Origin of the sequence: Moorena sp. SIO3H5 (assembly GCF_010692395.1) — a bacterium.
Lineage (GTDB): Bacteria > Cyanobacteriota > Cyanobacteriia > Cyanobacteriales > Coleofasciculaceae > Moorena.
This window is the reverse complement of the sequence record NZ_JAAHHS010000402.1, coordinates 1-6,684: the sequence shown is the minus strand read 5'-3', so window position 1 is coordinate 6,684 and position 6,684 is coordinate 1. Positions and strand designations below refer to the sequence as shown.

Here is a 6,684-nt window from a genome sequence, read left to right as displayed (position 1 = left end):
TCTTCTTACAAGTTCGAGTAAGAGGCAAAAAATAACAGTTAAGAGCAATAATCACTTAAAAATTCAGCAGCAGCTTCATGCTTTAGCGATTAATGTGATTCCTTTACTGGGGACAGTAGCAGCAGTGGCAATAGCCTCGCAGTTAGGTATTGGTCTAGTGGAGATAGGACTGTTGCTCAGTATGTATATATTGACATTAGTCGGGATTAGTGTGGGTTTTCATCGGCACTTTGCCCACTGCGCCTTCCAAACGAATACTGCTATCCGAGTCATCCTTGCTATCTTTGGCTCTATGGCTTGCCAAGGTCCGGTCATTTATTGGGTTAGCAATCATCGACGTCATCACCAATACAGCGATCGACATGGAGATCCCCATTCACCCTATTGCGATGGAGATCAAAGCCTCAGTCCGATTCAAGGTCTATTGCATGCTCAGATTGGCTGGACGTTTACTCACGAAATTACCAACACTTTCTTCTTTGCCAAAGACCTGCTTCGAGATCCTCTGATTTCAAAGGTTAACAATCTTTACTACTTTTGGAGCTTTATAGGTGTTGTCATCCCTAGCATTCTCGGAGGAATGCTGACGGGAACGAGTATGGGTGTACTCTCCGGATTTCTTTGGGGGGGCTGTGTGCGACTCTTCCTTTCATACCATTTTACAAATAGCATTAACTCAATCACCCACCTCTATGGCAGCCGTCCCTTTGATACTAGCGAGCAAAGTACAAACAATCTCTGGTTAGCTATCCCCACTTTTGGCGAAGCTTGGCACAACAACCATCATGCTTTCCCAAATTCAGGAAAGTTTGGATTGCAATGGTGGCAAATTGACCTGGGTTACTGGGTGATCCGCTCTCTTGAATTCGCTGGCTTGGTCTGGGAGGTTAAGACTCCTACAGCAAGAATGATAGAGGCTAAAAAGGCTGCGTAGCTGATATTTCAGCAATTCTTTTCAAGCGTACTAATCAAAATTACTTGCATAGGTGAAAACAATGGAATTTCAAACTTCTCAACTTAACGAAATGTCTACAATTTCTGGAAATAACAATGGCAATGGCAATGGATATGCACCCAAGCAGCCTGCAAAGGCAAAAGAAATTAAAGCTTGGTTAGTCTCCTATCTAGCTGAACTTCTGGAAATTGAATCAGATGAGATAGATGTGACAATTCCCTTCGATCGCTATGGTCTAGATTCTTCTGCAGCAGTTGGTCTTACTGGTGACCTTGAAGATTGGCTGGGATCTGATCTAGATCCAACCCTAATGTACGATTATCCCACTATTGAAGCGTTGGCAAACCATGTGGCTTCTTAAGGCAAAGTAAAGGGGTAAGTATCCGTATTGTTAGAGGAATCAACCCATAAATAAACTCTCCCTGAAATACCAGGTTTCTGAAATGGTAATTAACGGGCGTAAATCAGTTTGTCAAAAATAGGACAATCTTATGAATTCCATGAAAACTCTAAATCCCGATGGTTCGACTCAGGCAGATCGGATTGATTACAAGGGAGCCTCTGCTGAGGCAATTCAGCATCATTATGATGCAGGTAATGATTTTTATAGACTTTGGCTCGATAATAGTACTAACGCCTATTCTTCTGCCCTTTGGCAAGAAAATGACACCCTTGAATCAGCGCAGTTAAGAAAGATTGATTTTCATATCAACCAAGCCCGAGCTAGCGGCGCTAAAAGAGTATTAGATGTGGGTTGTGGCTGGGGTGGCACCCTGAAACGCCTTGTGGAAATGCACAATGTTGAGCATGCCGTAGGTCTGACATTGAGTAAGGCTCAGGCAAAGTGGATTGAGTCGTTCAACCAGCCAGGAATTGAAGTTAAGTTAAAAAGTTGGTCTGACTACTTTCCAGAAGAACCTTTCGATGCAATTATCTCAATCGGTGCCTTTGAGCATTTTGCTAAACTGGAACTCTCGCAAGAGCATAAAATAGAGTGTTATCGGACATTTTTTCAGCGCTGTCATGAGTGGCTCAAACCAGGTGCCTGGATATCGCTCCAAACCATCGTCTATGAGAACTCCCGAAGAGAAGACTTCAGTAAGTTTTTTGCTGAGGAAATATTTCCAGAATCGGATTTACCTCGTCTAGGGGACATTGCTAAAGCAACTGAGAGAATTTTCGAGATTGTAGCCCTAAAAAATGACAGAAAACACTACGAACGCACCCTCAAGGTATGGCTAAAAAGGTTAAAAGCGAACCGTAAAGAAGCCGTAAATATGGTGGGAGAGAAAGTGGTGGCTAGATATGAAAAATACCTCAGCATTTGTATCATTGGTTTCCACACTGGAACTATGAACCTGTCGCGACTTACCCTGCGTCGGATTGACAATCCTCAAAAGTAATTGGCTAGCATATCGACTTCGATCGCTTTTATCAAATGAATATTAACTAAGTTAATTTTGAGTTAAAGTTACTGAGGAAAGTCATGTTTAGTACCAATCGAGTATCAGATATTGACCAATCTGTGAATAGATCAACTAGTCAAGGAAACACTGTTCTGAGAATCCTTGAGAAAAACTATCGGAATAATCTCGATTCTGACTATACCGAGAGAATCGAAAAGCTAGACAAGAACTTCAAATACAGTAGCAACAGCAATCATTATTGGAGCGAGCCAGAGCTTTCACTTCTTTACGGCACGCCACTCTACGAAGCTGCTTCTCCATCTCAAAAGATAGCTCTCAATCACCTTTTTTGGGTTGTTGTATACAAGACTATCGCCGACAGTGAAGTTGAAATCACTCATTACAACCTGATAACAGCAGGCTCTTTAACTGCTATGGGTGCTGATTATGAAACGATCGCCCACCAGCTAGAGCATGAAACCGATCAGGAACGCAGTCATATTCATGCCTTTTACAAGGTTAGTTACCAAACCCAGAAAGCTTTGCTGGGTAAGCAAGCATTTATCGATTCCCTGAACAAGAAGTCCTCTAAGCATAACTGGGGAAGTTTGGAGTTTGCAAATTACCAGTCCTTTGTTTTGGAGTTCATCCCTAAGATGATGCTCAAAGGTAAAGAACAATACAATTCCCCATATTTAAGAAAATTTTCTGAAGAAAACAAACCCATCTCAACCTCCACTAACGGCTTTTTCAATGGGTTGCGGGTAAATCTACCTCAATCTTTGCCACAATTCTTTGCGTTTAACTGGGGCAGTTCACCTTTCTTGGCTTGTAATTACTATACTGTGCGCTACCTAGCTAATCTTGCTCTTAAAAATTACGAACACAAAATACATATGTACTGCAAGAAATTGCATAAACAAAACCAGTTTGTGCCAGTGCCAACAACTATCTCCCACTACCACTTTTTAGATGAAGCTTTTCATACTACAACTTCTCTATTTCTTGCCCGAGATCTCCATAAACATCTACCAGAATCTGGAGCATATGAGAAATTTGTAGCAAATGTGAAAGTATACATGACTCAGTGTCAAAATCTTAGCCAGCTTTCCGGAGTACTACCGAATAGCTTTATTGGTGTTAGCAGCTTTCTGATGGTTTATATCTATAAACTGCTACAAAGTCCTCTCTTTGGCATGTCTGCTGTTGAAGCACTCCACTGGATGGAGAAGTGCTTGTGTCATGAGCACGATGGTTTTCATGTCAATCTCAAGTTTCACCAGAGACTGTTGTCAGATATACGCAACTTTGCTGCTCAAATTGACTACCTGTGGCCTGTTAACCGTGAAATGCGCCTGATGGCTTCTGGAGCCTCTATTGACAGAGCGATCTCGAAAAATGCTAAAGCCTTTAAGGAGTTTTCTAGGTCTGTCTCCCGTTATCAAGCCTAAAGCAATCTCAATCAATCTGACTAGCTGAGTGTTGAAACAATGCAGACAAGAGATAGTTCTGAAATGGAAAAAATAGCGGTCATAGGAGTTAGCTGTCGCTTTCCCGGTGCTAAAAATCCAGAATCTTTCTGGCAGCTCTTACGTAACAGGGTGGATGCTATCACCGAGCTGCCGTCAGAGCGGTGGGATATTGATGCTTTTTATGACCCGGATCTTGCTACCACAGGAAAAATGAATAGTCGATGGGGTGGTTTTCTAGAGCAAGTGGAGCAGTTCGACTCCCACTTCTTCGGTATTTCACCCCGAGAGGCGGAGCGTATGGATCCCCAGCAAAGACTCCTGTTGGAGGTTGCTTGGGAAAGTTTAGAAAATGCAGGAATAGCACCTTCAGAGCTAAATGGTAGCCAAACAGGAGTTTTTATAGGTGTCACTAACTATGACTACGGTATTATTTTAGCTAAAAAAATAGCCCTGATAAATGCTTACAATGGCATTGGCAACAGTTTTAGCATTCTTGCTAATCGTCTATCCTATGTGCTGAATCTGCGGGGAACTAGTCTAGCCATAGATACAGCTTGCTCATCATCTCTGGTGGCACTCCATTATGCTTGTCAGAGTTTGCTTGGCTTTGAGTCCAACCTGTGTTTAGTTGGGGGAGTAAACCTGATTTTATCTCCAGAGGCGACCATCACGTGTTCTCAAGCAAAGATGATGGCCCCTGATGGTCGCTGTAAAACCTTTGATGCTAGTGCCGACGGCTATGTGCGAGGGGAGGGATGCGGGGTAGTTGTCCTCAAGCGTCTTTCCGATGCTCTCAGGGATGGAGACAATATTCAGGCAGTGATCAGAGGCTCAGCGGTTAACCAAGATGGCCTAACTAATGGAATCACAGCACCCAATGGTCCTTCCCAGCAAGCGGTGATCCGTAAGGCTCTGGAAAATGGTTCGGTGCGACCAGAGCAAATTAGTTATGTGGAGGCTCATGGCACTGGAACATCTCTGGGAGACCCAATCGAGGTTAAATCCCTAAAAGCAGTGCTGATGCAAGACCGTCAGCCCGATCAGCCCTGTTGGATTGGCTCCGTCAAAACCAATATTGGTCATTTAGAAGCGGCAGCCGGGATTGCTGGCTTGATCAAAGTGGTTCTCTCACTGCAACATGGGGAGATTCCAGCCAACCTCCACCTGAAGCAGTTGAATCCATATATCCGAATTAAAAACACCCCATTGTCTATTCCAACTGAGTTACAGAAATGGTCAACAGGTGAAGAACCACGGTTGGCAGGAGTTAGTTCTTTTGGCTTCGGCGGTACGAATGGTCATATCATACTGGAGGAAGCACCAAAACAATTCAAAAGTCGTTCGCGTAGCGTCGGCTTTGCCGAATCCCCCCTAGCCCTACTTAACAAGGAATTCAAAAGTCGTTCGCGTAGCGTCGGCTTTGCCGAATCCCCCCTAGCCCCCCTTAACAAGGGGGGTAAGTCAAAAGTTAAAAGTGAAGAGTTTATTGAGCGTCCGTGTCATATCTTAACTCTGTCTGCTAAGTGCGACAAAGCACTGCAAGAGTTAGCACAACGTTATCAGGAATTTTTGGATACTAACCCCACGACATCTATTGCAGATATTTGCTTTACGGCCAATACAGGGCGTACGCATTTTAAGCACCGCCTGGCCGTAGTAGCTCAATCAACCGAGCAGTTGCGCCAACAGTTAAAGGCAATCGAGACGGTCGGGAAAACAACTGGACTGGTTATGGGTCAAGTGACCACGAGGAAGCGCCCCAAAATTGCCTTTTTATTCACTGGCCAAGGTTCACAGTATGTGAACATGGCAAGGGAACTCTACGAAACTCAACCAACCTTCTGCAAAACCCTTGAGCAATGTGATGCCATTCTACGTGCCTATCAACAGAAGCCTCTGCTTGATCTGTTGTATCCAGAACCAGGGGAAACCTCACCAATAGATGAAACTGCCTATACTCAACCAGCTCTATTTGCCATCGAATATGCCCTAGCTCAGTTGTGGAAATCTTGGGGCATTGAACCGGATGTGGTTATGGGTCACAGTGTCGGGGAATATGTGGCCGCCTGTGTAGCAGGAGTGTTTAGCCTCGAAGATGGCTTGAAGTTGATTGCCTCTAGAGGGAGTTTAATGCAAGCTCTCCCCCCAGACGGTGAGATGGTGGCGGTGTTAGCTTCTCCCGGCCAAGTGGAAAAGGCGATCGAAGCCTACGCAGAAAAAATAGCGATCGCAGCCATTAACGGTCCGATGAGCTTGGTGATTTCCGGTCAGCGTCAAGCTATAAACGCCGTCTGTGCCACCCTAAAAACGGACGGAGTGAAGATCAAACCTTTGCAGGTTTCCCATGCTTTCCACTCCCCCTTGATGGAAGCAATGCTGGGGTCCTTTGACGCAGTGGCGCAAGAGGTGACTTACTCCCAGCCGCGAATAAAATTAATTTCCAATCTTACCGGACAACCCGCCACTGCTGAAATCGCCACCCCTGACTATTGGTGTAGGCATGTGAGGAAGCCGGTGCAGTTTGCCACTAGCATGAAGACGCTGCATCAGCAGGGGTATGAGGTGTTTCTGGAGTGCGGACCGAAGCCGATCTTGTTAGGGATGGGTCGTCAATGTCTGCCAGAAGGTGTAGGAGTTTGGTTGCCCAGTCTACGTCCGAAACAACAAGAGTGGCAACAACTGCTACAGAGTTTGGCACAGTTATATGTGCGGGGCATAGCTGTGGACTGGTCGGGTTTTGATCGGGACTATCCCTGCCAAAAGATAGTATTGCCCACTTATCCCTTCCAACGGCAACGGTATTGGATAGAAACAAATATTCAAAACCATAAAAAACAATTTTTCTCAAAGA

General features: G+C 44.7%; 5 protein-coding genes. All 5 read left to right on the top strand.

The annotated features are described in order from the left end of the window. A partial coding sequence (locus F6K52_RS29500) for a fatty acid desaturase (protein WP_364420313.1) occupies positions 1-934 on the top strand: 934 nt, incomplete at its 5' end. A gap of 61 nt (positions 935-995) precedes the next feature. Continuing rightward, positions 996-1,316 carry an acyl carrier protein gene (locus F6K52_RS29495; RefSeq protein WP_293087125.1) on the top strand — a complete coding sequence of 107 codons (321 nt, stop codon included), beginning with the start codon at positions 996-998 and terminating at the stop codon, positions 1,314-1,316. Positions 1,317-1,446: 130 nt separating this feature from the next. Further along, on the top strand, positions 1,447-2,358 hold the full coding sequence (locus F6K52_RS29490) for a cyclopropane-fatty-acyl-phospholipid synthase family protein (protein WP_293087120.1): 912 nt from the start codon (positions 1,447-1,449) through the stop codon (positions 2,356-2,358). An 83-nt stretch (positions 2,359-2,441) separates the two neighbouring features. Next, positions 2,442-3,812, top strand: coding sequence for a hypothetical protein (locus F6K52_RS29485; protein WP_293087117.1), 1,371 nt, complete (start codon positions 2,442-2,444; stop codon positions 3,810-3,812). 39 nt (positions 3,813-3,851) lie between these two features. Then, a partial coding sequence (locus F6K52_RS29480; protein WP_293087115.1) for a type I polyketide synthase occupies positions 3,852-6,684 on the top strand: 2,833 nt, incomplete at its 3' end.

What these genes read in the sequence shown, in the direction of transcription:
- F6K52_RS29495 (WP_293087125.1), top strand. Translation starts at nt 996, where the DNA reads ATGGAATTTCAAACTTCTCAACTTAACGAAATGTCTACAATTTCTGGA.
- F6K52_RS29490 (WP_293087120.1), top strand. Translation starts at nt 1,447, where the DNA reads ATGAATTCCATGAAAACTCTAAATCCCGATGGTTCGACTCAGGCAGAT.
- F6K52_RS29485 (WP_293087117.1), top strand. Translation starts at nt 2,442, where the DNA reads ATGTTTAGTACCAATCGAGTATCAGATATTGACCAATCTGTGAATAGA.